The following is a 26,906-nucleotide window of genomic DNA, read 5'->3' on the forward strand; positions in this document are numbered from 1 at the left end:
TGGAGCAACAAAAGGCTAAATTATAATGAGTGATAGAAAGATTGGCGTAAGACTTTTAAAATGGGTATTGGGCATTGTTCTATTTGGCTTGTTAAGTGCAGTAGCAGCCTCTTGGTATATTAGTGTAAAACTAAAGCCCTTAATTCGAAAGGAAATTTCCGAGTTGGTAAATAAATCAACCAATGGCTTATACCGAATTGAATTTACTACCATTCATACAAATTTTGTAACTGGCTCTGCATCCATCGCCGATGTAAAAATCATTCCTGATACCGGTGTATTCAAAACGCTAATCGCTCAAAAGAAAGCGCCGAATAACCTATATTATATTTCGCTTAAAAACTTATCAATCAAAAGATTTCATCCATTGGCTATGTACTTCAATAAAGAGGCTAAAATTGATTTGATACTTTTCGACAAGCCCAATGTAACGATGGTTAACAAGCATTTCGAGTTTAACGAAAATAGACCCCCCCGACCTAGAAGATCACCTTACGATTATATTAGCAAACTATTTAAATCATTGCGAATTGACCTTGTCAACTTTAGAGACGCAAACTTTAAGTATGTCAATAACAACGACTCGATACCCGAAATAGATTCTGTTGCCAACCTTAATGTAACCCTAAAAGATTGGCTCATTGATGAGCAGTCGTCGGATGACACAAGTAGACTCTATTTGCTAAAAGATATTGCTATCAACGTAAATAATTATACTTATGCTACGCCAGACAGTATGTATTTTCTTAAGTTGGAGCAATTGGATTTTTCCGCTTCGAGTAGAAAATTAAATATTAAGCAATTTGCATTGGAACCAAGATATAGTACGGCAGATTTTGCCAAAGTAAATGGTTATGCTCGTGATAGGTTCACCGTGAAGCTTAATAATTTAGCGCTCGATGGATTAGATCTCCCGGCTTATATACAAAAGCAAGAATTAATTGCACAACAGATGCATATTACCGATGGTTTGGTATCGGTTTACAACGATAATAGTTATCCTAAAAGGGAGGTCAATAAGACCGGCAAATTTCCTCATCAGCTATTACAGGCTTTAAGAGCAAAATTAAATATCAAGAAGATCAACCTAAACAATATTGATGTCAGCTTTGCCGAATTTGATAGGGATAGTAAGCAAATAGGTAAACTAAGTTTTGAAAAAACCAGTGGGGTAATCTTAAATGCTACCAATATGCCGAGGGTAGAGACACAAAATCCTATGATGACGGCTAATTTAGAAAGCTATATGATGGGGCAAGGCAAATTAGTAGTAACATTTAACTTTGATTTAAATTCTCCCGTCGGGGCCTTCGATTACCAAGGAGCCTTAACCAATTTAGATGGGAAAACATTGAATCAGATTACCAAGCCGCTGGGTATGGTGCTAGTTAAGAAAGGTGAGATCAGAAAACTCGATTTCGCCATCAAAGCTGACGAAAACGTCGCCAAAGGTAAGGTGAATTTTACTTACAACGACCTATCGGTTGCTTTAATGAAAAAGGAAGAAGGAAAAGAAAGGTTAGTAAGGCAGGGTTTGATCTCTTTCTTAGCCAATAATTTAATTATTTACTCCGACAACCCCAGTATAGATGGAAAGTTTACGTCGGCTACTATCCATTATAAAAGAGAAATTACCGCATCATTCTTTAATTATATCTGGAAAACCCTTTTTCAAGGTGTAAAATATAGCGTAGGAGTTACGCCTCAAAAAGAGGCTGAGATTAAAGCGCAGATTGCCAAGTTCGAGCAAATGAAAAGCGACAGGGATGAGCGCCGCTTTAGGAGGCAATTACGTAAAAATAAGAAGGTGGGACCCTAACAAAGTCCCACCCCTCATGCTATTTAATCAATCCCTCTGGGACTGGCTTATTCAATAAATGCTGATAATAAAAACGGAATCGTTCCGCGCGGTCATGTCCTGCTTTCAACGGACCAAAGCCATGGCGGCTTCCCGGATAGATCATCAATTCAAAATGTTTGTTGGTATTCGTTAATTTATCAACCAATTGGATGGTGTTTTGAACGTGAACATTGTCGTCCATATCACCATGCATAATGCGCAGTAAGCCTTTATATTGATCAACGTAAGTTAATACCGAGGCGGCTTTATAGCCTTCAGGGTTTTCTTGGGGTGTATCCATAAAACGCTCGGTATAGTGACTGTCGTATAATTCCCAGCTCGTAACCGGGGCGCCTGCATAGCCAAAATCGAAAAGATCAGCGCCCATTGTTAAGGCTAAAGCACTCATATAGCCACCGTAGCTGTGGCCGGTAATTAATAGTTTTTTAGAGTCTACCCACGACTGCGACTTTAGCCATTTTGCCGCAGTGCCGTAATCTTTCATTTCCCATTTACCCAAATTACGGTGCATTAAGGCTACGCCTTCTTTTCCAAACTGACCAGATGCACGGTGATCTACCGCAATTTGAACAATGCCTTCATTTGCCCACCACTGATTTCCAGTTCCTTTCCAGCTGTTGGTAACGCTACCAGCATTCGGGCCACCATAAATGCTAAATACTACGGGATATTTTTTAGTCTGATCGAAATCCGTCGGGTAAGTAATAACCGCAGGGAGCTGATATAAGCCATCTTCTGATGGAATGGTTATCATCTCTGTTTTTCCATAAATGTATTGATCAAAATCATCAGCCTTGCTATCGCCCAGTTCCTTTAAAATTTTCCCGTTATTATCTAATAAAGTTCTTTTCGGCGGGGTCGATACATTTGAGTAGGTAGTAATGAAGTTTTTGCCATTTGGCGCTAACTGAACCTGATGGGTATACTCTCCAAAAGTCAAACGCTTTAGGTTTTTACCATTGTAACCAATACGATAGAGGTCTGTACGGGTACTCGCTTCTTTGCGTGCGGTAAAATAAATCACCTTAGCTTTTTCATCTGTATAAAGCAAATTACTTACCTGCCATTTTCCAGAAGTTATTGGGTTAATTAATTTTCCATCTAAGGTATATAGATAAAAATGTGCCCAACCAGTTTTGTCGCTTTTTAAAATATAGTGTTTGTTGTCTTTCAAGTACTCAATTCTTCCGTCAAAATCTAAATCAACCCACGAGGTTTGCTTTTCGTCGTAGATCTCTTTTTTAGTGCCCGTTGTAGGATTAACAGCATAGAATTTCAAATTGTCTTGTCCACGGTTTAACCATTGCACCATCATATTGCTGCCATCGAAGCTCCAATAAGGCGTTCCAAAATATTGATCATCTTTCTCGTTAAAATCTGCCCAAACCACTTGTCCCCCTGCTGTCGGCGCAAAACCAATTCTTACTTCTGGGTTTGGATCTCCCGCTTTAGGATAGCGGGTTTTTTCTACATATCCATGTTGTCCCGTCGAACCATTAATAGGGAACATAGGAACTTTAGTATCATCAAATCGCATAAAAGCTAAATGCTTGCTATCTGGAGCCCACCAAAAAGCTTTGTACCTTGTAGCGCGACCTAAAATTTCTTCGAAGTAAACCCATGACGCATAACCGTTGTAAATAACATCGGTCGCATCGGTGGTATAACGAATTTCCTTTCCTGTGGCAACTTCAACTGCATATAAATCGTTGTCGCGTGTAAATGCCACATATTTGCCATCGGGCGATAAGGTTGGGTTTAGTTCTTCGGCCAGATTATTGGTTAGGCGTTTTGCTTCAGCTTTTCCATATTGAATATAAACGTCTTTATCTTTAATCATCACGTTTACATCGCTTTTAGGCGGAGGGGTATAAGCAGTGCGTTCACCCGTTAACATATGAACAGCATATTGTTTACGTTCTTTGGTATCAAATTCGATAAAATGTGTGTCGTCACTCCATCCGCTCACCATATTCATTGGTTTGGTTAGTGAAAGTTGGCTTCCTAGCGCCTGCGCTTGATTTAACCTTTTTTGCTGGGCCTGGGCGGTCAGTCCCAAAGAGGCGGTAAGTAAGCAAAGTACGATTGTATTCTTCATTGTTTTGTTTGTTGAAATTGTTAACGATAAATGCCCTATACATTTGTATAAGGCATTTTAATATAGACTGTAGAATTCTTTATACGATCCAGTTCCAGTTGTATCTATCTGGTGCCACACCATTGCGAATGTCATTTAACTCTTTTGCAATGCTGGTAGAGATTGTTCGGGTACTTGGTTCGCTTAATTTATAAAGCGCGCCGTTATAGCCAATTTCTCCAATTTGAGTTACTGTGGCTGCGGTACCAACGGCAAAAGCTTCGGTTAAAGCGCCAGTTTTTGCACCTTCAATAATTTCTGCTACGGTCACTTTTCTTTCTTCAACCCTAATGCCTTTATCTTTTGCCAATGCAATAATGGTATCTCTTGTTACGCCATTCAAAATAGTTTCGCTCACTGCGGCAGTAATTAATTTGCCATCTAAAACAAACATTACATTGGCTGCGCCCGATTCTTCAACTAGGCTATGTGTAGCAGAATCCGTCCAAATTAACTGATCAAACCCTTCTTTCTGAGCTTCTGCGAATGGATATAAGGAGCGAGCATAGTTTCCTGCAGTTTTCGCATAACCAACACCGCCCTCGTTTGCACGCGTATATTTTGTTTCTATTTTAACTTTTAACGCATTTGTATAATAAGGACCCGTTGGCGTTGCTAAAATAACAAATTTGTAGGTATCACTTGCCTTTACACCTAAAGATGAATCGGTTGCAAACATAACCGGCCTTAAATACAAGGAGTAATTTTCCTGGCTTGGAACCCATCCTTTGTCAATGTTTATCAAGGTTGCAAGACCTTGCATAAATATCTCTTCCGGAATAGTTGGCATCGCCATTCGATCTGCGGAAATGTTAAAACGTTCAAAATTTTTGTCAGCTCTAAATACACTTACATCGCCATTTGGTAGGCGATATGCTTTCATACCTTCAAATATCGCTTGTCCGTAATGTAAAGCAGAAATTGCCGGGCTCATGGGTATTGGTCCATAAGGTAGGATTTGGAGGTTTTTCCACTCGCCATCTTCATAATCTGCTATGAACATATGGTCGGTAAAAATTTTACCAAAAGGAATATCTTTAAATTCAGTTGATGCTAATCTCGGATTGCTATTTTCAGTAATCTTAATTTGTAAGGTATCTATCACGGCTGTAACGTTTTAATTCTCCGCAAAAGTACGAAAAAACCCCTTTAAACGGAATTTATTTTTCCAAAAGCGGCTTTTTCGTCGCAAATTTAAAGTGTTTTTAATACACTAAGCACCCAGCCTTTTCCCCACTCGTCCATCTGTTCTTGTGTCCATAAAAAAGGATAAAATATTCTTTTTTGAAAACGTGGAGGCAGGTATTTCTGCCAGTTAGTTCCACCTGTTGCGGCAATGTCAACCGGATCTCGCTCTAAATATCTAACGGCCGATTTATAGTGTGAAAGCGGCCATTCTACATTGACGTATAAATCAAGTTTTCTTAACTCCTCTGCCAGCTGCGTAACATCTTCCCCTTTTTCTTTTAACTTAAGGTATAGTGCCGAGAAATTAGTGTGTTCGTTTGATTTGGCTAAGCTTAAAAATTGTTCCGCATATTTTTTAATAAATTGCTTTAGCGTTAGCGTTTGTTTTCCGCTAGATAACTCGGTTGCTCCAAACTTCCAATAGATGTGCTCAAATTTTTCATCAATACTAGCGTCTTTTAAAAGGTCGCGCTGGCTTTTGTCAACTAACTGGTTAAAATCCGTCGCATAAATTTCAATCATCCTGTATTGTCCAGATTGAAAACCACTGGCTGGCAATAGCGACATACGGAATTTTAAGAACTGTTCTTTTTCCATGCCGCTCACCATTACTTCAAATGATGTAGTTAGTGCATTAAAATATGCGTTAATTCTTTTAACACGTTGAGTGAAAAAACCTGCGGTTAAATTTTCATGAGTGGCAAGTTGTTTACATTCATGCAGGGAGAGTTTAAAATACAACTCTGTAATCTGATGATACATGATAAAAATCTCTTCATCAGGAAAGGGAGTTTTGGGGCTTTGTAAACTTAATAAAGTATCTAAGTGTATATAATCCCAGTAGGTTAAAAAATCTGCGTATAAAAGACCGTCTAAATAGGAGGCCATATCTTGACCCATAGCTTCATATTTCTCCTGAAGCTTATCGAGTTTATCTTTGATTTGTGGGGTGAAATCCATTGTTAAGCATTTAATTAAAAAAAGTATATAATTTAGTTATACTTCATTAATTAACTTGGCCTGGCTATGATTAAGCTAATAAAGGATAGCCATTTCCAGGTGTTAAAATCAAATGAGATTAAATTGACCATTCGAGCGCAATTTACGGAATTCTACCCATGTCTACAATCTTAAAGGGTTAATAAAGTACCCTAAATTTTATCGTGTTCTCAATTTTCTTTAGCGACTTAAATAATTGCTTATCATACTCGGTATTGATATCGGTTATCGCATAACCCACCGATGCGTTAGTCATTAGAAACTGCCCAACAATATTGATATCGTGTTTCGCAAAAATCGTATTGATTTGTGCCATAATACCCGGTACGTTTTTATGGATGTGAATTAACCGATGGGATTTGTCAATGGCCGGCAGCTGCAAATTTGGAAAGTTGCCGCTCATATACGTTGTCCCCTTATTCATAAAATCAGCTAAACGCTTTGGTATAAAAGAGGCGCTCCTCGGGTTACTTTTAGGATCATCAAAAACCACAATGCCCATATTCGTACAGGTTTGAAACGAAAACTTGTTTTTAGCACTCCCCAAATAACCGATGGTTTTTAATTTAACCGCTCGTTCTAATTTTTCTTGCTCAATTTTTTCACCGTCAGCCAATAAAATCATGCCTACATCGGCCACGTACTTTTCTTCGAATGAGGTTTTATGCCTAATAGAAAAGCCATCTCGTTTCAATAACGCAATGCTCTCTTTCGGAATATCCCCAATTACTAAGCAAAGAATTCTATTTTTAGGATAAGATATTGCCCTCGGCAAATTGTTTACATATAAAAACTCATCAAAACTTGGGGTAATATGGTCGGCTTTTGAAACAATACTCTCGCGAGCAATATTTTCGGTAAATGCATAAAACTTTTTAATTAACCCGCTTTCGCGAAGCTGATAATCCGAATAACCGTCTCCTATACCATAAAGATCACCTTTTAGTTCCAGCTGGCGCATCAGTTTTACCTTGCCACCTTCCTCACTTAAAGGGTTTGCATGGTCATAATCTATAATGTTTCCATCACCTGTCGTGACAAAAGTGTTGGCATAAATATTTTCTTTCTTAATATGATATTGACTTACCACTGGGGTAATAAATTCTTTAAACCCCCCAGAAACAATGAGCACTTCATCCGCGTGCTTTTTAAAAAAGGCAGCGTTACGAGAAAATGAAGCGGATACTTTTTTCTTCAAACGTGTAATCAGTTGCTTTAAATGATCTTCATTCGCTTCCAACAGTTGAACGCGTTTGGCAAGGCTTTCAGAGAACGAAAGTTTGCCTTCCATAGCTAAGTTGGTATAATCTTCAATTTTTTTGAAAATTGCCTCTTTATCCGGGTGCTTATTCAACGAAATCCTGGCTAATTCATCTAGGGCTTCTACTTGAGTAAAGGTGCTATCGAAATCAATAATGTAATAGTTTTTATGGTTCATCTTTTATCTAAGGCAACGCAAACGTCTCGAATGCTCTCGGTTAAGGGCTTAAAGTTAATATTTATTGTTGTTTTAATTTTTTCATTGCTGTAATAGCTTAGATTAAAGCTGCTTTTAGCCGCATCCTTTGTTAAAGCTGGTGCCTCTCCAGTAAAGATGGAGGCAAATTTCGCCGCACGCCAGGCTATGCCCAACATCCATGGCTTGGCTTCAATCGCAGGGGGGTTAATGGCAAACCCTTTCGCTATTTCAGCAAAAAAATCTTTGTAGTTTAAGTTGTCGGCCGACAAAGTATAGCGTTCTGCACTATTTTCGCTATTCATCAACAATACCATACATTTCGCTACGTCTACCACATCCACAATGCCTGTTGCTCCATCGGTATAAAACTTTAACCCGTTTTTTACCAATTTAAAAATCGCACCACTTCCTTCAAATCCGGCGTTTTCTCCAATAATTACTGCCGGATTTACAATTACCGCATTTAATCCCTCTGCAATACCCCGCCAAACTTCCATTTCCCCTTCGTATTTAGAAATTGCATAAGCATGAACACCCGGGTCGTATTCCCAATAATTTTTCTCCGTAATTAACTCTCCTTTTTTTGCATTGCCCAAAGCTGCAATTGAACTAACATGCAATAACCGCACATTATTTTCTAAGCACAGGTTTACAATATTAGAGGTACCCTCTATGTTTATCTTTAAAAGTTTAGCTTTATCCTTTGGGTTAAACGAAATGAAGGCGGCGCAATGATAAACTTGGGTAATCGATTCAAATGCATCAGTTAAAGTCGCAGCGTCATTAATATCCGCTGTAAACCATTCAATTAAATTATTTTCTTTAATCAGGCCTGGAATAACAGAGTTACTTCTTTTTAAAGCACGAACCTTACAATTTTGAGCAGTTAATTGATGAATTAATTCTGCTCCTAAAAACCCTGTTGCGCCCGTTACAAGTATCATTTCATTTTATTCATTAATATATGCGTCCAAAAATAGATATTTGAGGCCAAACATTTATACCGCTTTTATGTCTTTATCAGATTTTTTTTCGCCAATCAACCCTGATCAGTTTAGTCCAAAAAATGGATTTTATACAAGTCAGCTAGGATTAAAAGTTGATTTTTTTACCGACCGTTTTCCAGATCTGGAAGAAAAAAAATACGATATCGCCATTTTTAGTGTCAAAGACGACCGTGGTTCCATCAATAATAGCGGCTGTTCATTAGCAGGAGATTACTTTAGGGCACAATTTTATCTTTTAAATGAAGGGGCTTTCACCAGTAAGATCATTGATTTAGGCAATATCATTGCCGGAAATGAAATGTCTGATACTTATTTTGCGGTTAAAACAGCAGTTCAGCAATTAATTAAATTAAATATTTTACCCCTTATAATAGGCGGAGGGCAAGATTTAACCTATGCGCAATACTTGGCCTATGAAGCGCTGGAGCAAAAAGTAGACTTAGTGGTAGTCGATTCGAAATTTGATTTGGAAGAAGATCAGGAAGAAGATATCGTAACAACCTCTAACTCTTATTTAAGTAAGATCTTCCTACATCAGCCAAATTTCCTTTTCAACTTCAGCAATATTGGTTACCAAACCTATTTTGTAAATCAAGATAGTCTAAAAGTAATGGATAAGTTATATTTCGACGTTCACCGTTTGGGCGAATTTGTCCAGGATATCGGCCTTACCGAGCCTGTTATTCGCAATGCGAACATGATTAGTTTCGATATGGGAGCGATACGGTCGGGAGACGCAGGTGCAAACGCTAATGCTGGCCCCAATGGCTTCTACGGAGAAGATGCCTGCAGAATTGCCCGCTATGCCGGCATGAACGATAAGTTAAGTTCCATAGGGTTTTATGAGTTTAACCCAGCCTTTGATAAGAATAGTCAGACTGCCATGCTTTTAGCGCAAATGGTTTGGTATTTTATTGAAGGCTATTATAACAGAAAGCAAGATTTTCCACTTACACCAAAGTCGCAGTATATTATTTATAGAACGAGTTTAAAGGATGGCTCTGGTGAAATGAATTTCGTTAAAAGTAAGCGATCTGATCGCTGGTGGATGCAGGTTCCCTATCCAACCGGAATATCAAAAAATGAAAGGTATCATTTAGTGCCTTGTAGATACGAAGATTATAATACAGCCGTTAATGGAGAGATGCCAGACTTGTGGTGGCGAACTTATCAGAAACTAAGTTAATTTTACAATCCAATTAATCGAATTTATGTTCAAAATGTTATATTTGATTAATTAACAATACGAAATAGTTATGAAAAAATTGATTTTATCAGCCTTATGCTTAGTACCAATGGCATTAATGGCACAAACGCCTTTTACCATTAAGGGTAATATGAAAAGCTTAAAAGCTGGCGACAAAATTTACCTAAGCTACATGGGAGCTGCTGGCCGTATTACCGATTCGGCAACAGTTAACAATGGATCTTTTGAGTTCAAAGGAACGCTGGAAGGTACAAGTCCAGTTCCTGGAAATCTATTTAAAAACATTAATCCTTACGTAAAAGGCGCTAATACCAAATTCTTAGATTATACCATGTTATATGTAGAGCCCGGAAATATTGTAGTTAATTCTGCCGACTCAGTTGCGTCTGCAAAGGCAAGTGGGACAGCAGTAAACAACGACAACCAAAAATTAGCGGTGATGTTGAAGCCATTTACAGAAAAACAAACGGCTTTGAGCGCTCAAGTGGCTAAGTTAACACCTGAGGAAAGAAAAGATCAAGCTGTGATGGCGCCGTTCATGGAAGGGTATCAAAAAATTGCGAAAGAAATGAGCCCTATTTATTTAGCTTTTGCAAAACAGAATCCAAAATCATATATCAGCTTAACTACTTTATCTCAATTCGCTAGCAATGCAGAATATGCCAATGAGGCAGAAGCTATCTTTAACAGTTTAAGTGAAGACTTAAAGGCAAGTAAAACAGGTAAGAACCTAGCCATGAGCTTCGCCGCAGCAAAGAAAACTGCTATCGGCGTAATGGCAATGGATTTTACGCAGAATGATAAAGATGGTAAGCCGGTTAAATTATCAGATTTCAAAGGTAAATATGTGCTAATCGATTTTTGGGCATCATGGTGCGGTCCATGTAGAGATGAAAATCCAAATCTAGTAGCTGCATACCATAAATTTAAAGATAAAAACTTTACCGTTTTAGGCGTTTCTTTTGATGGTGGAACCACCAAAACAACTAAAGAAGCTTGGTTAAAAGCAGTCGCTGATGATAAATTGGATTGGACACAAGTTACCGATCTAAATGGATGGCAAAATGAGGTTGGCCAGCTTTACGGTATCCGTTCTATCCCTGCTAATTTCTTAGTAGACCCAACTGGTAAAATTGTTGGTAAAGGATTAAGAGGTGAAGAACTACATACAACATTAGCAAAACTATTAGGAGATAAAACTAAATAATAGTTAACCTTTATAAAAATAAGAAGCCCCATGCTAGTAAAATAGTATGGGGCTTCTTATTATAATAGCTGTTACTACATTAAGTCAAACCCTATGTCTTCTCTAAAATATTTGCCATCAAAATAAATACGGGCAGCATCAGCGGTTGCTGCTTGTAAGGCTTCAAACTGCGTATTTTGAATGCTGGTTACTGCTAAAACCCTACCTCCGTTTGTTTTCACTACGCCGCCTTCCAAACTTGTTCCCGCATGAAATGCCAAAGAGCTACGCATGTTCTCAATCCCCGAAATCGCTTTTCCCTTCTCGTAATCGCCAGGATATCCACCTGCCACAATCATTACTGTCGCTGCATTTTTCGTGCTAATATCCAACTGGTAGCTGGCTAGTTTTTTGTCGGCACAAGCCATAAACAACTCCACTAAGTCATTCTCTATTCTCGGTATTACACTTTCTGTTTCCGGATCGCCCATTCTACAGTTATATTCTATCACATAAGGTTCATCACCCACTTTAATTAAGCCGAAGAAAATAAAACCAGTATAATCTATCCCATCCTTTAACAGCCCATCAATAGTAGGTTGAATGATAGTATCCTTAATTTTTGCTAAAAATGCGTCATCTGCAAAAGGAACTGGAGATACCGAACCCATTCCGCCTGTATTCAGGCCGGTGTCGCCCTGGCCAATTCTCTTATAATCCTTTGCTTCAGGTAATATCACATAGTTTTCGCCATCGCTCAATACAAAAACAGAAAGCTCTATTCCAGTTAAAAACTCTTCAATTACCACCGTAGAGCCCGCGTTGCCAAATTTACCACCCAACATCAATTTAAGCTCTTCTTGCGCTTCAATAGGGTTTTCAATAATCAGTACACCCTTTCCAGCTGCCAAGCCATCAGCTTTTAAAACTACTGGCATTGCATGGTTTTGGAGGTAGGCTAATCCTTCTGCTAAATTAGCATTAGAAAAAGATTTAGATTTGGCGGTAGGGATGCCGTGACGATCCATAAACTGCTTCGAAAAATCTTTGCTTCCTTCTAAAACCGCACCTTCTTTTTTAGGACCTATTACCGGGATATGCGCTAAAGTTTCGTCATTTACAAAAAAGTCATGAATACCATTTACCAAAGGCTCTTCCGGACCAACCACTACTAGGTTGATACCCTCTTTTAATACCAACGCTTTTACCGCTTCAAAGTCATTCGGATTTAGTTTTACATTCGTTCCATAACTACCGGTTCCCGCATTACCAGGTGCGATAAATAATTTTGAACATAATGAAGATTGGCTCATTTTCCATGCAAAAGCACATTCTCTTCCGCCTGAGCCCAATAATAAGATAGTCATCATGAACGCAAAGATATAAAAAAAGCCGACTTACGAAGTCGGTTCGCTAGCCGGTTCGCCATTTGTATTCTTTAATAAATACTCATATACCGCTTTCCATCCCTTCCATTTCCCCTTTTCCGATAGTGATTCATTGTGCCATAAGCTACAAAGCGTTCCATCCACCATTTTTACCGAAGCAATCAGCTGTTCAACTTTGCTCATTGCCATCTCCGGACTTAACTTTAAATATTGTTGTAAAGTAACATCCATTACGGCAAAGGGATGTATTTTTAAATGAGTTTGTTTTTCCAGTTGCAAATCATACCAAAAAAATGGCGTACAAGTGCCCGCTTTAAATCCAACTTGTGAAGCATAGCCCATTGAATAATCATGATTTATACCAGCCTTTATCAATTTTAAATAGGTGTGTGGTAAATGCAATTTTAAAAAGTGCTGCCGCGATGAATCAACCTTTTGCTGCGTAATTTCTTGAAGAGAAATTAACTCTTCCGCAATCTTTTTAGTATCGGTATTAGATGCGTAGGAAGGATGAATGCCAATATCAGCTTTCGAAGCTATTTTAGTAATCAGGTTAATCAAGGTTTCATCGTCAGGATTTACATTCGTATCAAACTCTTCATGTCCTTTTTTAGCTAACAAAAAGAAAAAAGTAGGCCGTTGCTTATACCGTTTATGAATGTCGGTCAAATAATCATAGGTGTCAAATGGATCGTCCTGACCCAAGCCAGTTAAAACGATATCAACAACCTTTTCGGTATTTAGCTTCATCGCCGCTTTTAAAAACCTAGCAGTATTTTTAATCAGTCCACTCGATCTAAAATGATAGGCCCGGTCTACGTCGATGGTTGGAATAAATGTGAACTTTCTTTTCCCGAAAATCAGGTTCGGGAATTTTCTCAACAGAATATTCTTTAAGATTAATGCCCATCCATCAATAACCGGACTTTCCAATAAGTTTAATTTATATTGTAGGCTCTGTTCGGCGGGGAAGCGATCGTGGTCATCGGCCTTAAATGGTAAATACTCTTCGTACCTGCTAAGGAAATAAAATGATGCAGCAAAAACGTCAAATGGTAAAGCTCCGGTTTTTACGGAAAAAGGAACTTCCTGATCTCCAAAAAGGGTAGTCTTAAGGTCAACAGGTTCAATGATGTGCTTTGTTAATAACGTGTCTGCACAAAAGAAAAGCTCCTCTCCAAGGGCTTTTTCAGCATAACTTATTTTAGGAGCAGTACTTTGTTCAAAATCACTTACCATGCTGGTAAATTCAAAATCACAGCTTAAAATTTCTCTAAAAATAAAATTGAAAATGTATTTAGTTCTTGGCGAAACTTTTGGACAATAGATTAACAATGGTTGCATGTGCTAATTTAATTAAAAGTTACGCTTAAACTAGTAGATGGATATTCCGTTCTTGCACTTTTTCTAATCCCCATTTTCTCTACATGTAAAATGTTCATTTGATCGTCAAATAAATCGTACATGATGCTGTTGGTAAGGCTAAGGCGCTGTAACGACGATACATTTTCAATCTCAAGATATACGTTTGTAGCTTCATGATCTATCTCAAAGCCGAGGTAATTGGCAGTTACAGGTTTGCCATTTAGCTGATATTTTAAGTTGGCAGCTAAATATTTCTTAACCAATGCATCCATTTCTTTATGCATTTCGGGTTTCATCAAATCTGTTTTGGTCTTAAAGGTTTTAGCTAAGATATTTTCAAAATCGTCCGTGAAAATCCTGCAACTTATCTCTAAGCTTTTTCCTTTCGAGTTAAAATTTATTTCAGTAGTGCTCACATGAAGTGGATGTACGGGCGTTGCTAGCCATAGTACAACAAGTAACAATTTTGAATAAATAGCTGACATTGAGTTAAAACAATTTACATTTACTATACAAAGTTAACAGCTATTTTGAATTTTGAAGCACGATCCATGCCCTTAACCGATTTTCTCTTTTACTTCAAGCTTGGTTGGTCACATATTGTAAGTCTAGATGCCCTCGACCATCAACTTTTTATCCTAGCCCTGGTGGCGGTATTTACCTCGAAAAACCTTAAACAAGTATTAATTTTAGTTACAGCCTTTACCATTGGGCATTCACTAACGCTGCTTTTAAGTGTTTTAGATATTATCAGGTTTTCTAGCAAATGGATAGAATTTTTTATCCCATGCACAATCGTAATTACAGCACTGGTAAATCTAACTAAAAGAAAAGGAACCAATTACTTTCTTGCGCTGGTATTTGGTCTCATCCATGGAATGGGCTTTGCAAATACCATTAGAATGATGCTGGCAAAGGATCAAAACATTGGCTGGGGCCTCTTTGGATTTAACATTGGTTTGGAAGTCGGCCAAATCTTTTTTGTATTTATAATTTTATGTGTAACTTGGTTCTTCCTTTCTGTTATAAGAATAAGGCAGAGAGATTGGATCATTTTTGTATCAGCTGCCGTATTTAGTCTGGCTCTCCAAATGGCTTTACAGAGAATTCCATTTTAATTTCAATTTTATGATAAATAATTTCCATAAGTGTTTCGCATTCTTCCTGTTAATAAGCCAAGTTTCATTTGGTCAAAACATTCAGAACAACCCAGGTAGTAACCACGGCAACAAGTTCGAGCAGTTAGGTACAATCTTAACTACCCCAAATGAGCAGCGCACAGCAAGTGGAGCTCCAGGTGTAAAATACTGGCAGCAACGAGCAGATTATAATATCAAGTGCGAGCTTGACGAGAAAAATCTTGTGTTAAAAGGTAGCGAAACAATTACTTATTACAATAATTCACCAGATGTGTTAACCTATATCTGGCTGCAGCTTGATGAAAATGAACATAGCAATCTGAACAACGCAAACTACCAGAATAGCACTAGAATGCCATCCGCTGCGGCTACTACTCAGGTAGATAACATGGGTTTTGTAGCTGCTCCAAAAGACAATGGTAATGGGATCAGGATTACTAAGCTTACCGATGCAACAGGTAAAAAATTAACTTATACGATTAATAAAACCATGATGCGGGTAGAGGTTCCAGCCTTAAAATCAGGCCAGCAATTTGTACTCAATATAGATTGGAATTATCAAATTCCCAATAGATTAACCTTGGGCGGACGTGGAGGATATGAGTTCTTCCCGGAAGATGGCAACCATTTATTTACCATGGCGCAATGGTTCCCTCGTTTATGTGTATATAGCGATTTCCAGGGATGGCAAAACCACCAGTTTACCGGAAGAGGTGAATTCGCCTTAACATTTGGAAATTATAGGGTGCAAATGACTGTTCCGGCTGATCATATGGTGGGCTCAACAGGAGAATGTATTAATTATAGCGCCGTGTTAAGTCCGGCTCAAATGGCACGTTACAACAAAGCAAAAACGAGTACAACAGCACCGGTAGAAATAGTAACCTTGGCCGAGGCAAAAGTGGCCGAGACTAAAAAAAGTACAGCTAAGAAGACCTGGGTTTTCCAAGCAAATAACGTTCGTGATTTTGCCTGGACGTCATCCCGCAAATTTGTATGGGACGCAATGGCACAGCCAATTAATGGTAAAAACGTTATGTGTATGAGTTTCTATGGAAAAGAAGCCTACAATTTATACAGTAAGTTTTCTTCACGCGCAGTAGCTCATACCATTAAAACTTATTCAGATTTTACCATCCCTTATCCATATCCAGTTGCACAAAGTGTAGAAGCAGCAAACGGGATGGAATATCCAATGATCTGTTTCAACTACGGTCGTACAGATGCCGATGGAACCTATAGTGAAAGCACAAAAAACGGTATGTTAGGCGTAGTTATCCATGAGGTAGGTCATAACTTTTTCCCAATGATCATTAACAGCGATGAACGCCAGTGGACCTGGATGGACGAAGGGTTAAACTCATTTGTTGAATATCTAACAGAAGAACTATGGGACAATAAATTTCCAAGTAAAAAAGGTCCGGCATATACCATTGTCCCTTATATGAAAATGTCGAAGGATTTGTTGGAACCGATTATGTCTAACTCAGAAAACATTGTGAATTTTGGTCCAAATGCTTATTCTAAGCCTGCTACCGGACTAAACATTCTCCGCGAAACAATTATGGGCCGCGAACTTTTTGATTATGCATTTAAAGAATATTCAAGAAGATGGGCTTTTAAACATCCTACCCCGGCTGATTTATTTAGAACAATGGAAGATGCCAGTGGTGAAGATTTAGATTGGTTTTGGAGAGGTTGGTTTTATGGAACAGATGCTTGCGATATCGCTTTAGATAGCGTCAAATTTGCTAAGGCAGATTATCCTAAAGCACCAGCTGGAAATAATAGGGTAGTTGGCAACCGACCACAAAGAGTTGATCCGCCGGCAGTAAATGCTTTCGAAGATATTTCAAAAATCAGGAACCGCCAGGATAATAACATTAAATTCTATACGGATAAAGATTTGGCAGCCAGGGATTTTTATTGGAAATACGACAGAGGCCTTGTTCAAATAGATAGTACCTTAGGTTCTAAAACTGCCGCACAGCCTAACAGGTTGCCAATGGAAGAGTTTACTGACGAGGAGAAAGCAAAGTACGGTAATAAGTTCTTTTATGAATTAAATTTCACCAACAAAGGAGGCTTGGTTATGCCTATTATTGTGGAGTTTACTTTCAAAGATGGCACAAAAGCAGTCGATCGAATTCCAGCTCAGATTTGGAGATTAAATGAGTTAAAAGCTTCCAAATTCTATGTTCACGATCAGGAGGTTGCCAGTATTAAACTAGACCCAATGCGTGAAACTGCAGATATTGACGAGACTAACAATACCTGGGGCGGTAGCGAAAAAGCATCGAAATTCCAGTTATTTAAAGTCCGTGCAGGTGCCGGTCCGGCGCGCGGACAGTCGGTAGGCTCCAACCCTATGCAGCTAGAGAAAAAAGGGGAGTAGTATCAAGTATTGAGCAGCGAGTATCAAAATTGGAGAACTCGGATTAAGCAGCAAGGAACAAAGATTAATAATGAAATTTAAGCTTACTTCAGAGTATAAGCCGACAGGTGATCAGCCAACGGCTATAAAGCAATTAGTAGAAGGCGTAAATGCGAACGAAAACTATCAAACCTTACTAGGGGTTACAGGATCGGGTAAAACCTTTACCATAGCCAATGTAATTGAGCAAACGCAAAAGCCAACCTTAATCTTAAGTCACAATAAAACCTTGGCAGCACAGCTGTATGGGGAGTTTAAACAGTTTTTTCCAGAAAATGCTGTTAATTATTTCGTCTCATACTATGATTATTATCAGCCCGAAGCTTACATGCCAACCACCAATACTTATATCGAGAAAGATTTAAGTATCAATGAAGAAATTGAAAAACTGAGACTGCGTACCACTTCTGCCCTCATGTCGGGACGAAGAGATGTAATTGTTGTCTCATCGATTTCCTGTATTTACGGTATGGGTAATCCCGAAGATTTCTCGCGGTCTGTATTCCGCTTTGCGGTAGGGACAAGGATCAGCAGAAATTCATTTCTACATAGTTTGGTAGAAATTCTATATGCACGTACCATAACCGATTTTAAGCGTGGAACATTCAGGGTAAAAGGTGATACAGTCGATATTTTTCCAGCATACCTGGATGAAGCCTATCGGGTTTCTTTTTTTGGCGATGACATTGAAGAGTTATCCATCATAGATCCCATTACCGGTAAAACTTTAGAGAAAATAGCAGATATGGCTATTTATCCGGCCAATCTGTTTGTAACACCAAAAGAGAAATTTAATTCTTCTATCTGGGGAATACAAGAAGAACTGGAACTTCGTAAAAACCAATTATTAAACGACAAACAGTTACTAGAAGCTAAAAGACTCGAAGAAAGAGTGAATTTCGATATCGAGATGATGAAAGAACTGGGCTATTGCTCGGGGATTGAAAATTACTCGCGCTTTTTTGATGGAAGATCACCCGGCATGCGTCCCTTCTGTTTGTTGGATTATTTTCCTGATGATTATTTAATGGTGATCGACGAAAGCCACGTAACTGTGCCTCAGATTAGAGCCATGTATGGGGGCGACCGTTCTAGAAAAATGTCGCTGGTTGAATATGGTTTCCGCCTCCCTTCTGCCTTAGATAACCGCCCGTTAAATTTCGAAGAGTTCGAACGCTTAGCGCCGCAAACCATCTATGTAAGCGCTACCCCGGCCGATTTTGAATTAGAGAAATCTGAGGGAATTGTGATCGAGCAAGTGATTAGGCCTACAGGATTATTAGATCCCATGATAGAGGTTCGGCCCGCAATTAATCAGGTTGATGACCTGTTGGAAGAAATCGATAAAACGATTAAGATGGGCGATCGGGTTTTGGTTACCACCTTAACCAAGCGCATGGCCGAAGAACTGACGAAGTACATGGATCGGCTAAATATCAAATGCCGGTATATCCATTCTGAAGTAAAAACATTGGAGCGGGTAGAAATCCTTAAAGGGCTACGACTGGGAGAATTTGATGTTTTAGTGGGAATTAACCTGTTACGAGAGGGATTAGATTTACCAGAGGTTAGTTTAGTGGCAATTTTAGATGCCGATAAAGAAGGGTTCTTGCGTTCTGATAGAGCTTTGATCCAAACTATTGGTAGAGCGGCAAGAAATGATAGAGGTAGGGTGATCATGTATGCAGATAGCGTGACCATGTCTATGGAACGAACCATTGATGAAACCAATAGAAGGAGAGAAAAACAGGTTGCCTATAATTCCGAACATGGAATTGTGCCTAAAACCGTAGGCAAAACCAGAGAAGAGATTATGGAGCAAAGTTCGGTGTTAGATTTTTCTGAAAGTGGCGCACGTAAAAAAGCTTATGTTGAAATTGACGAGGTCAATATTGCCGCCGATCCGATTATCCAGTACATGACCAAGCCTGAAATGCAGAAAGCCATCGACAAAACACGTAAGGATATGCAAAAAGCTGCCAAGGAAATGGACTTCTTAATGGCTGCGAGAATGAGGGATGAAATGTTTGCCCTGGAGAAAATATTCGCGGAAAGATTTAGTAAGTAAGGTGAAAGAAACTATGATGCGCAAACAATTCTTAACGGCAATTTTTGTTGCCTTATTGAGCAATTTGGCCATTGCCCAAAGTAGTGAAGGTCCAACGCTAACAGTACCGCTGGGGGGCAACACTTATGCCAGCCCCATAAAAAATGGTTTAATTAGTAAAGGCGGAATTAACAGTTGGAACAACCCTGAGACTTCCTTTAAAGTGTACGTCCGTCTGGCCCAAAAAGGAAACTTAGCGATTGCTATAAACCAATTAACCAAAATTGAGGGCGAAAGTGAGTTAAGCATAGCGGTTAATAAAAAAGTTAATAAAGTAATTATCAAACCAGGGAGCGCCTCATTGCCTGTGGGTATATGGGCGATAAAAGATACGGGCTACGTTACGATTGAAATTAAGGGACTAAAAAAATCTGGTGCCCAGTTCCCCGCCATTGGAAGCCTGCAGCTAGCAGGTACCGCTATTGATGCAAAAACAACTTTTGTGAAAGATAATGAAGGTAATTTCTTCTATTGGGGACGGAGAGGTCCATCGGTTCACTTAAATTATCAATTGCCCGAAAAAACGGATATCGAATGGTTTTATAATGAGATTACCGTTCCAAAAGGCGAAGATATTCAAGGGTCCTATTATATGACAAATGGTTTCGCCGAAGGTTATTTTGGTATTCAGGTAAATTCACCTACAGAAAGAAGAATTTTGTTTTCGGTATGGAGCCCATTTGTAACGGATAACCCCAAGGAAATACCAGAAAACCAAAAAATCAAATTGTTAAAAAAAGGTAAAGAAGTATACACCGGAGAATTTGGTAATGAGGGCTCAGGTGGTCAGAGCTATTTCAAGTACGACTGGAAAGCTGGAGAAAGTTATAGCTTCTTGCTCAGGGCTGCCCCATCAGATGATAATTACACCACTTATACCGCTTACTTTTTTATGCCTGAACTGAATGACTGGAAATTGATAGCCTCCTTTAAACGTCCGCAAACAAAAACTTATTTGAAAAGACTACATTCTTTTCTTGAGAACTTTAATCCCGAATTCGGGGATCAAAGTAGAATGGTCTTGTTTAAAAACCAATGGGTATGTGATTCAAAGGGGGTATGGACGGAGATAAATACTGCAAAGTTCACAACAGACAACACCGGCAATAAAGGGTATCGGATGGATTATGGTGGAGGAGTAAAAGGGACTTCTTTTTATTTGCAGAATTGTGGATTTTTCAGTGATTTTACAATACCTAGAACAAACCTTAAAAGAAAAGTTACGAACCAAAGGCCGTTGATAAATTTTAATTATTTACCCTAGGGGGCTGCGGTTATAGTGGGGCTAGACGATCATTACGAGGCCCGTCATGCGAGGTCCGTCATGCGAGGTTTACCTTTGCCCGTCATTGCGAGCGTAGCGAAGCAATCTCAATTAGATTGCTTCGCTACGCTCGCAATGACGTACCTCGCAATGACGAATCCCCCAATAACGTGCCTCGCAACGAATAACAACTAACAATATGAACGGACAAAACAGAAAAGACATCTATCCAGGTTTAGCAGTGGGTATTATCTTAAAAAAGGATCAGAGAAGTGGTAACATCACCTATGGGGTGGTTAAAGATTTATTAACTTCTTCTGCTTTTCATTCCAGAGGAATTAAGGTGCGTCTGGAAGATGGACAAGTTGGTCGGGTAGTTGAATGTGAACCTGAACTGTAACGAAGATTGTAATGTAATTGCAATTATCTGCGTAAAAAGTAACAATATTTTGAACGGCACGTCTATATTTGCGTTTACTAATAAATAATAAAGCATGGGTTATCTAATAAAATTTATCTTCATTACCATTATTATTCTTTGGGTTATCCGTTTGTTAATCCGATTAATATTTCCTGTAATGCTTAAAAATATGTTTGGTAATGTGCAGCAACAAGCCGCAAATGCCAATCAACAACAGCGTCCGCCTAAACCTGAGGGATCTATCTCGATCGATTATATGCCTAAAAAGGAGAAAAAGGGCAACGCAGACAAATTGGGCGATTTCGTAGATTACGAAGAAGTTAAATAAGTCGAGATCGCTAGTATTTCTTGTCACGAAATAGCTCCAGTTATCGTTTCATTAATAAAAATATAAATATGGCTTATCGTATACCCACCCGTTTATTTTCTTTCTTTGTGTTATTTAGCTTTGTTGCGTTTAACGCCTGTAAAAAAGCTGACAATCCGCCTAATGCAGATGGTGCCTACATCAGGTTTATCAATACTTCACCAACGTTAGGTACGTATAACATTTATTTCGATGATAAAATTGTAAACACAATGGCCGTCCCTTTTGGGGGTACCGTATCTTATAAACCTTATGTTGCTGGTAGTTATTCAGTTAAATATACCACCGCAACAAACCCTGAGTCAATTTTAACCAAGCAAATATCGCTGGCTTCAAAAAAGATATATTCTTTATATCTCGTAGATAAAGACGATAAATTAGACGCTTTACTCGTAACCGACGATGCTTCTGCAACCTCCACTACCAAAGCATTTGTGAAATTCATTAACTTAAGTCCGGATGCACCTGCACTTGGGTTAGATATTGCGCAAGGAGCTAGTCTTTTCACCAATAAGACTTATAAAACCGGAACCGAATTTGTAGAGGTTGATGCAAAAGCATATACCTTTGAAATCATGGATTCAGGTAGCGGCACCTTAAAAGCCAGTTTGCCCGAGTTGACATTGGCGGCAGGTCGCTATTATACCATTATTGCCCGCGGAATGATCAATCCTGGCCCCAATGATCAGGGGTTTGGTGCGCAGAGCATCATAAATCAGTAGGTTAAATTTTATTTCCTTTATAATCTCATTCAATTTTCTATTTTTGGAGTTACGTTTTATTTTAACTGACTTAAATGAATAATTGGTTTAAACAAAATGGCACTCATTTAGCCATTATTGCTTTCTTCGTTGTAATATGTTTCGCATATTTTAGTCCTGTTCTCCAAGGCAAAAGACCTGCACAAAGTGATGTGTTACAGGCCAAGGGCATGCAAAAGGAAATTATGGAGTATAAGGAAAAGGATGGTAAAGCACCTCTCTGGACCAATCAAATGTTCGGTGGTATGCCGGCCTATCAAATTTGGGTACCCTACGCCTATAATGCAGCAACCTATGGTATCGCTGTAGTGACTAAAACATTCCCGACACCCATTGGCACTGTGTTATTGTTGTTATTAGGCAGTTATTTTCTATTTATCGTTTTAAAAATCAACCCATGGCTCGCTGCGGCAGGTGCCATTGCCTTTTCATTCACTACCTACAACTTTGTGCTCATTGCCACAGGGCATAGCAATAAGGCTTTGGCAATTGGCTTTTTTGCGCCAATCATAGCAGGAATTCTCTTAACCTTACGGGGCAAATATTGGCTTGGAGCAAGTTTAACCGCTTTGTTTCTCGCGCTAGAGATCAGGTCGAACCATATTCAAATGACCTATTACTTGTTTTTGGCTATACTAATTTTCATGGGTATCGAGCTTTATCAGGCTTACAAAAACAAAACTTTGCCGGCTTTAGGTAAAGCGGTTGGCTTTCTGGCCATCGCTGTCTTATTAAGCGTAATGGTAAATGCCAGTTTATTGTGGACTACCTCAGAGTATGCAAAGGAAACCAACAGAGGCAAATCTAATTTAACCAATACCGCCGGTCAAACCGAAAGCATGTCTAAAGAATATGCCTATGCCTGGAGCCAGGGAGTAGGCGAAAGTTTTACCTTCCTCATCTCAGATTTATATGGCGCAAGTCACGATCGTAGACTAGATGAAAAATCTGAAGTATTTAAGGCTGTCCAAAGCATCGGCGCTTCTCCAGAGCAGGCAATAGGTTTCACTAAACAGATGCCGATTTACTGGGGCGAGAAATCATATACCTCTGGTGGATATTATTTCGGAGCAATAGTTTGTTTCTTGTTTGTTTTTGGATTGTTTATCGTTAGAAGCCCGTTAAAATGGTGGGTTTTATCCGTTACCGTCTTATTTATCCTATTGTCATTCGGTAAACACTTCCCTTTGGTGTCCGATTTGTTCTTCGATTACTTCCCGCTTTATAATAAATTTAGAGCAGTAGAATCCATTCTTGCCGTAGTAGGCTTAATGGTGCCGATTCTAGCTTTCTTAGCCATGAAAGAAGTGCAGGAAGGTAAACATGACGAGAAAGTTATTGTGAAGAAATTAATGTGGTCGGCCGCCATCACAGGAGGATTCTCTTTATTGGTTGCCATTTTGCCTACACTCTTCTTTAGCTTTAAAACCTCTACCCATGCAGAGTTTGTACAACAATTAGGTCAGTCGCTTCAAAGCAACGAATTAGGCCAAAGAATTGCCAATGCTTTAGTGTTAGATCGTGAAGCTATAGCCCGTGCTGATGCCTTCCGTTCTTTCTTATTCATTGCCATTGCTTTCGGAATTGTTTGGGCCTTTATCACCAAGAAAATTAAAATGGAAGTTGCTTATGGCTTGTTAGGCTTGGCTATTTTAATCGATATGTGGCAAGTAGATAAACGCTATTTGAATAAAGATAACTTTAGAACCAAAGCAGAGCTTACCAACAACTTTACCCCACGCGACGTAGATAATTTTATCTTGGCAGATAAAGATCCTAACTTTAGGGTATATGACCAGTCCGTTTCAACCTTTAACGATGCGAGTACAACCGCATTCCATAAAACCATTGGCGGTTACCATGCAGCCAAGTTAAAGCGTTATGATGAGCTCATCAGCAAACAACTTTCAACCAGCGTTAATCAAGATGTGCTTGATATGTTGAATGCTAAATACTTTATTACGCAAGACCCGCAGAATGGCTCTTATAAAATGTCTAGAAATGCTACTGCTTTAGGAAACGCATGGTTGGTAAAAGGTGTGCAGTTCGTGAAGGATTCTGATGAAGAAATGAAGGCTATCAGTAGTTTTGACCCTAAATTGGAAGCTATTGTCGACATACAATATAAAGATCTGTTAGATACTACCCGTTTGGGCGCAGATCCAAGTGCCTTCATTAAAATGGAGAGCTACCATCCCGATCATCTGGTATATTCATACAGTGCGCCAAGAGATGTAATCGCTGTTTTTTCGGAGATTTATTACGACAAAGGATGGAATATGTACATCGATGGCGAACAAAAGCCTTATTTCAGAGCGGATTATGTACTTAGAGCAGCACAATTAACCGCCGGTAACCACAAGCTGGAATTTAAGTTCGAACCTAAATCTTATTATATGGGCGAGAAAATTTCGCTTGCAGGTTCGGTATTGTTAATCGCATTTTTAGGACTAGGCTTTTATACCGATAGAAAGAGGACTTCGTAAGTCGGCCTATTTAGGCCGACTTACGAAGTCGGAAGTTTAACTTTCCCTTAACATACCACTAATATTCGGGCAATATTTTTACACTCATAAAATGTAAGGATATGCCTGAATTTCTTTTTATAGCCTGTTTGGTTGCAATAATCGCGTTTTTCTTTAGCCCTTACGAGCTTCGTATGCTTGATGGTGAGGACGACTAATGGCAAAAAGATCGTTGGATATAGTGGTTATTTCTGATGTTCATCTGGGAACTTATGGTTGCCACGCCAAAGAATTGCTTAAATATCTTAAAAGTATTAACCCTAAGGTAATCATTCTCAATGGCGATATCATCGATATTTGGCAGTTTAGTAAGAATTACTGGCCAGAAACCCACATGAAAATCCTCCGTAAGCTCATGAAATTTATGGTCGAAGGTGTAACAGTGCACTATTTAACGGGCAACCATGATGAGCTGCTGCGGAAGTTTTCTGATATGCATTTTGCATCTTTTCATCTTCAGGATAAATTGGTTTTGGAGTTTGATGGCAAAAAGGCCTGGTTTTTTCATGGGGATGTATTCGATGTCACCATGCAGCACTCTAAATGGCTTGCTAAACTAGGCGCCATAGGTTATGATAGCTTAATTTTACTTAACAGTTGTGTTAATTGGATTTTAACCAAGGTAGGTAAGGAGAAAATGAGCTTTTCCCGAAAGATTAAAGCAAAATTTAAAGACGCTGTTAAATTTATTAATAGTTTTGAAGAAACCGCTGCCGAACTTGCTGTAGAAAAAGGTTACGATTATGTTGTTTGCGGACATATTCATCATGCCGAAAATCGGAGAATTTTAACCGAAAAGGGTTCAGTACTTTATTTAAATAGCGGAGATTGGGTGGAGAGTTTAACGGCTTTAGAATATGTTGACCAACAATGGAAAATCTTCCAGTACGAAGCTAAACATTTTGAAGAAGACCTAATTGAAGAAGGCGTACTTTCAGATGGAGAAAATTTGAAACACAAATTAGATATCAATGTGTTATTGGAGAAAATCAAACTAACAAGCAGTTAACCGACTTCGTAAGTCGGGCCTTCAAGGCCCGACTTACGAAGTCGGAATTTTAATTTAAAATACAGATATTAGGCGCATGAAGATTCTATATGCAATACAGGGTACAGGGAATGGGCATATAAGTAGGGCAAGAGAAATTGTTCCCCTGTTGCAAACACATGGAGATCTTGATATCTTAATATCTGGCACGCAGGCTGATGTGAAATTAGCCCAGGAAATAAAGTATCAATTGCATGGCTTTAGTTTTGTCTTTGGAAAACGAGGCGGCGTAGACCACTTTAAAACCTGGCAAAACATGAACTTACTGAGGTTCAAAAATGACATGGGCAAAATTCCTTTAAATGAATACAATCTCATTATTAACGATTTTGAACCGGTTACCGCCTGGGCATGCAAAACTCAGAAACTAGCAAGTGTTTCATTAAGTCACCAAGCGGCTTTTAAATCAAAGAAAGTTCCTCGTCCTAAAACGATAGATTGGGGCAAGCTAATTCTAAGCCATTATGCGCCTACCACACATCACGTCGGTTTTCATTTTGAGCGGTACGACGATTATATTTATACCCCGGTAATTAGAGGGGAAATCAGAGCTTTAACACCTACTAATTTGGGTCATTATACGGTTTATCTGCCCGCTTTATCCGATCTCTATTTGGTTAAGCTCCTCCAAAAGCTACCAGCTGTAAAATGGGAGATTTTTTCTAAGCATACACAGCAGGGGTATCAGGTGGGTAACATCGTGGTACAGCCTGTGCATAACGAGAACTTCAACAAGAGTTTAGCCAGCTGCGAAGGGTTATTTACCGGTGGAGGTTTTGAAGGGCCTGCCGAGGCATTGTTTTTAGGAAAAAAGTTATTGGTAGCACCCATGAAGTTCCAGTACGAGCAGCAATGCAATGCCTATGCTTTAAAACAATTAGGTATTCCGGTAATCTGGGCCAGTAACAAAGATTGGTTCCCAATTTTAAAACAGTTTGTCGATACTCCTCAGTCTTTTAAATTTGATTTTCCAGATGAGACTGCAAATATTGTGGCAAAGGTTGTGAGGGATTTTGCAAAGTAAACCTCAGGCAGCGCTTCTT

The 26,906-nt window shown here is 39.0% G+C and carries 21 protein-coding genes; 13 read left to right on the forward strand and 8 right to left on the reverse strand.

The window, feature by feature from the left end:
* Positions 1 to 25: 25 nt before the first annotated feature.
* Positions 26 to 1,819 (forward strand): hypothetical protein, encoded by a 1,794-nt coding sequence (locus BM207_RS01230; protein ID WP_090991735.1) that lies wholly within the window; start codon positions 26 to 28, stop codon positions 1,817 to 1,819.
* A gap of 19 nt (positions 1,820 to 1,838) precedes the next feature.
* Here BM207_RS01230 and BM207_RS01235 read toward each other — a convergent pair whose 3' ends face one another.
* The 5 genes from BM207_RS01235 to BM207_RS01255 all read right to left on the reverse strand — a co-directional run bounded on the left by BM207_RS01235 (position 1,839) and on the right by BM207_RS01255 (position 8,588).
* Positions 1,839 to 3,959 carry a S9 family peptidase gene (locus BM207_RS01235; RefSeq protein ID WP_090991736.1) on the reverse strand — a complete coding sequence of 707 codons (2,121 nt, stop codon included), beginning with the start codon at positions 3,957 to 3,959 and terminating at the stop codon, positions 1,839 to 1,841.
* A 79-nt stretch (positions 3,960 to 4,038) separates the two neighbouring features.
* Complete coding sequence (locus BM207_RS01240; RefSeq protein WP_090991737.1) at positions 4,039 to 5,103, reverse strand: branched-chain amino acid aminotransferase; 1,065 nt, start codon at positions 5,101 to 5,103, stop codon at positions 4,039 to 4,041.
* Between the two features lie 89 nt (positions 5,104 to 5,192).
* Positions 5,193 to 6,146 (reverse strand): tryptophan 2,3-dioxygenase family protein, encoded by a 954-nt coding sequence (locus BM207_RS01245; protein ID WP_090991738.1) that lies wholly within the window; start codon positions 6,144 to 6,146, stop codon positions 5,193 to 5,195.
* Positions 6,147 to 6,324: 178 nt separating this feature from the next.
* Positions 6,325 to 7,623 (reverse strand): HAD-IB family phosphatase, encoded by a 1,299-nt coding sequence (locus BM207_RS01250; RefSeq protein ID WP_090991739.1) that lies wholly within the window; start codon positions 7,621 to 7,623, stop codon positions 6,325 to 6,327.
* Entirely contained in the window at positions 7,620 to 8,588 is a 969-nt protein-coding gene (locus BM207_RS01255; RefSeq protein WP_090991740.1) for an NAD-dependent epimerase/dehydratase family protein, read from the reverse strand. The genes BM207_RS01250 and BM207_RS01255 overlap by 4 nt, the downstream gene beginning before the upstream one ends.
* A 67-nt stretch (positions 8,589 to 8,655) precedes the next feature.
* Here BM207_RS01255 and BM207_RS01260 point away from each other — a divergent pair, with 67 nt between their 5' ends.
* Both BM207_RS01260 and BM207_RS01265 read left to right on the forward strand, forming a co-directional pair.
* A complete protein-coding gene (locus BM207_RS01260; protein ID WP_090991741.1) occupies positions 8,656 to 9,837 on the forward strand; it encodes a formimidoylglutamase in 1,182 nt (393 codons plus the stop codon).
* Between the two features lie 70 nt (positions 9,838 to 9,907).
* Entirely contained in the window at positions 9,908 to 11,065 is a 1,158-nt protein-coding gene (locus tag BM207_RS01265; protein WP_090991742.1) for a TlpA disulfide reductase family protein, read from the forward strand.
* Between the two features lie 74 nt (positions 11,066 to 11,139).
* On the opposite strand, the gene purD is transcribed toward BM207_RS01265, so the two are convergent.
* Genes purD through BM207_RS01280 form a run of 3 tightly spaced genes read right to left on the reverse strand, consistent with a single transcriptional unit; the run spans position 11,140 to position 14,282 of the window.
* Positions 11,140 to 12,411, reverse strand: coding sequence for a phosphoribosylamine--glycine ligase (gene purD / locus BM207_RS01270; RefSeq protein WP_090992053.1), 1,272 nt, complete (start codon positions 12,409 to 12,411; stop codon positions 11,140 to 11,142).
* Between the two features lie 30 nt (positions 12,412 to 12,441).
* Positions 12,442 to 13,776 (reverse strand): polysaccharide deacetylase family protein, encoded by a 1,335-nt coding sequence (locus tag BM207_RS01275; RefSeq protein WP_090991743.1) that lies wholly within the window; start codon positions 13,774 to 13,776, stop codon positions 12,442 to 12,444.
* An 8-nt stretch (positions 13,777 to 13,784) separates the two neighbouring features.
* Positions 13,785 to 14,282, reverse strand: coding sequence for a DUF6702 family protein (locus tag BM207_RS01280; protein ID WP_090991744.1), 498 nt, complete (start codon positions 14,280 to 14,282; stop codon positions 13,785 to 13,787).
* 45 nt (positions 14,283 to 14,327) lie between these two features.
* Here BM207_RS01280 and BM207_RS01285 point away from each other — a divergent pair, with 45 nt between their 5' ends.
* The 10 genes from BM207_RS01285 (at position 14,328) to BM207_RS01330 (ending at position 26,887) form a co-directional block, all read left to right on the forward strand.
* Positions 14,328 to 14,915, forward strand: a complete 588-nt coding sequence (locus tag BM207_RS01285) for a HupE/UreJ family protein (RefSeq protein WP_245768000.1) — start codon at positions 14,328 to 14,330, stop codon at positions 14,913 to 14,915.
* A gap of 10 nt (positions 14,916 to 14,925) precedes the next feature.
* Entirely contained in the window at positions 14,926 to 17,331 is a 2,406-nt protein-coding gene (locus BM207_RS01290; protein WP_090991746.1) for a M1 family metallopeptidase, read from the forward strand.
* 70 nt (positions 17,332 to 17,401) lie between these two features.
* On the forward strand, positions 17,402 to 19,438 hold the full coding sequence (gene uvrB, locus BM207_RS01295; RefSeq protein ID WP_090991747.1) for an excinuclease ABC subunit UvrB: 2,037 nt from the start codon (positions 17,402 to 17,404) through the stop codon (positions 19,436 to 19,438).
* A gap of 13 nt (positions 19,439 to 19,451) precedes the next feature.
* Positions 19,452 to 20,741 carry a DUF3472 domain-containing protein gene (locus BM207_RS01300; protein ID WP_177217027.1) on the forward strand — a complete coding sequence of 430 codons (1,290 nt, stop codon included), beginning with the start codon at positions 19,452 to 19,454 and terminating at the stop codon, positions 20,739 to 20,741.
* A gap of 199 nt (positions 20,742 to 20,940) precedes the next feature.
* Positions 20,941 to 21,141, forward strand: coding sequence for a YwbE family protein (locus BM207_RS01305; RefSeq protein WP_090991749.1), 201 nt, complete (start codon positions 20,941 to 20,943; stop codon positions 21,139 to 21,141).
* Positions 21,142 to 21,235: 94 nt separating this feature from the next.
* The gene (locus tag BM207_RS01310) at positions 21,236 to 21,490 is read left to right on the forward strand and encodes a DUF4834 family protein (RefSeq protein WP_090991750.1); all 255 of its coding nucleotides are present in this window, start codon (positions 21,236 to 21,238) and stop codon (positions 21,488 to 21,490) included.
* 68 nt (positions 21,491 to 21,558) lie between these two features.
* The gene (locus BM207_RS01315) at positions 21,559 to 22,251 is read left to right on the forward strand and encodes a DUF4397 domain-containing protein (protein ID WP_090991751.1); all 693 of its coding nucleotides are present in this window, start codon (positions 21,559 to 21,561) and stop codon (positions 22,249 to 22,251) included.
* A 74-nt stretch (positions 22,252 to 22,325) separates the two neighbouring features.
* Entirely contained in the window at positions 22,326 to 24,776 is a 2,451-nt protein-coding gene (locus tag BM207_RS01320) for a glycosyltransferase family protein (RefSeq protein ID WP_090991752.1), read from the forward strand.
* A gap of 196 nt (positions 24,777 to 24,972) precedes the next feature.
* On the forward strand, positions 24,973 to 25,824 hold the full coding sequence (locus BM207_RS01325; RefSeq protein WP_090991753.1) for a UDP-2,3-diacylglucosamine diphosphatase: 852 nt from the start codon (positions 24,973 to 24,975) through the stop codon (positions 25,822 to 25,824).
* 76 nt (positions 25,825 to 25,900) lie between these two features.
* Positions 25,901 to 26,887: a glycosyltransferase family protein gene (locus BM207_RS01330; protein ID WP_090991754.1), complete on the forward strand. Its 987-nt coding sequence runs from the start codon at positions 25,901 to 25,903 to the stop codon at positions 26,885 to 26,887.
* Positions 26,888 to 26,906: the final 19 nt, after the last annotated feature.

The organism is Pedobacter insulae (assembly GCF_900113525.1).
In the GTDB taxonomy this organism is placed as follows: domain Bacteria; phylum Bacteroidota; class Bacteroidia; order Sphingobacteriales; family Sphingobacteriaceae; genus Pedobacter; species Pedobacter insulae.

Coding starts and splice junctions, on each gene's coding strand:
- BM207_RS01235 (WP_090991736.1), bottom strand. CDS start 3,959: ATGAAGAATACAATCGTACTTTGCTTACTTACCGCCTCTTTGGGACTG.
- BM207_RS01320 (WP_090991752.1), top strand. CDS start 22,326: ATGAATAATTGGTTTAAACAAAATGGCACTCATTTAGCCATTATTGCT.
- BM207_RS01330 (WP_090991754.1), top strand. CDS start 25,901: ATGAAGATTCTATATGCAATACAGGGTACAGGGAATGGGCATATAAGT.
- BM207_RS01290 (WP_090991746.1), top strand. CDS start 14,926: ATGATAAATAATTTCCATAAGTGTTTCGCATTCTTCCTGTTAATAAGC.
- BM207_RS01310 (WP_090991750.1), top strand. CDS start 21,236: ATGGGTTATCTAATAAAATTTATCTTCATTACCATTATTATTCTTTGG.
- BM207_RS01250 (WP_090991739.1), bottom strand. CDS start 7,623: ATGAACCATAAAAACTATTACATTATTGATTTCGATAGCACCTTTACT.
- BM207_RS01300 (WP_177217027.1), top strand. CDS start 19,452: ATGATGCGCAAACAATTCTTAACGGCAATTTTTGTTGCCTTATTGAGC.
- uvrB (WP_090991747.1), top strand. CDS start 17,402: ATGAAATTTAAGCTTACTTCAGAGTATAAGCCGACAGGTGATCAGCCA.
- BM207_RS01325 (WP_090991753.1), top strand. CDS start 24,973: ATGGCAAAAAGATCGTTGGATATAGTGGTTATTTCTGATGTTCATCTG.
- BM207_RS01305 (WP_090991749.1), top strand. CDS start 20,941: ATGAACGGACAAAACAGAAAAGACATCTATCCAGGTTTAGCAGTGGGT.
- purD (WP_090992053.1), bottom strand. CDS start 12,411: ATGACTATCTTATTATTGGGCTCAGGCGGAAGAGAATGTGCTTTTGCA.
- BM207_RS01275 (WP_090991743.1), bottom strand. CDS start 13,776: ATGCAACCATTGTTAATCTATTGTCCAAAAGTTTCGCCAAGAACTAAA.
- BM207_RS01260 (WP_090991741.1), top strand. CDS start 8,656: ATGTCTTTATCAGATTTTTTTTCGCCAATCAACCCTGATCAGTTTAGT.
- BM207_RS01265 (WP_090991742.1), top strand. CDS start 9,908: ATGAAAAAATTGATTTTATCAGCCTTATGCTTAGTACCAATGGCATTA.
- BM207_RS01230 (WP_090991735.1), top strand. CDS start 26: ATGAGTGATAGAAAGATTGGCGTAAGACTTTTAAAATGGGTATTGGGC.
- BM207_RS01280 (WP_090991744.1), bottom strand. CDS start 14,282: ATGTCAGCTATTTATTCAAAATTGTTACTTGTTGTACTATGGCTAGCA.
- BM207_RS01245 (WP_090991738.1), bottom strand. CDS start 6,146: ATGGATTTCACCCCACAAATCAAAGATAAACTCGATAAGCTTCAGGAG.
- BM207_RS01255 (WP_090991740.1), bottom strand. CDS start 8,588: ATGATACTTGTAACGGGCGCAACAGGGTTTTTAGGAGCAGAATTAATT.
- BM207_RS01315 (WP_090991751.1), top strand. CDS start 21,559: ATGGCTTATCGTATACCCACCCGTTTATTTTCTTTCTTTGTGTTATTT.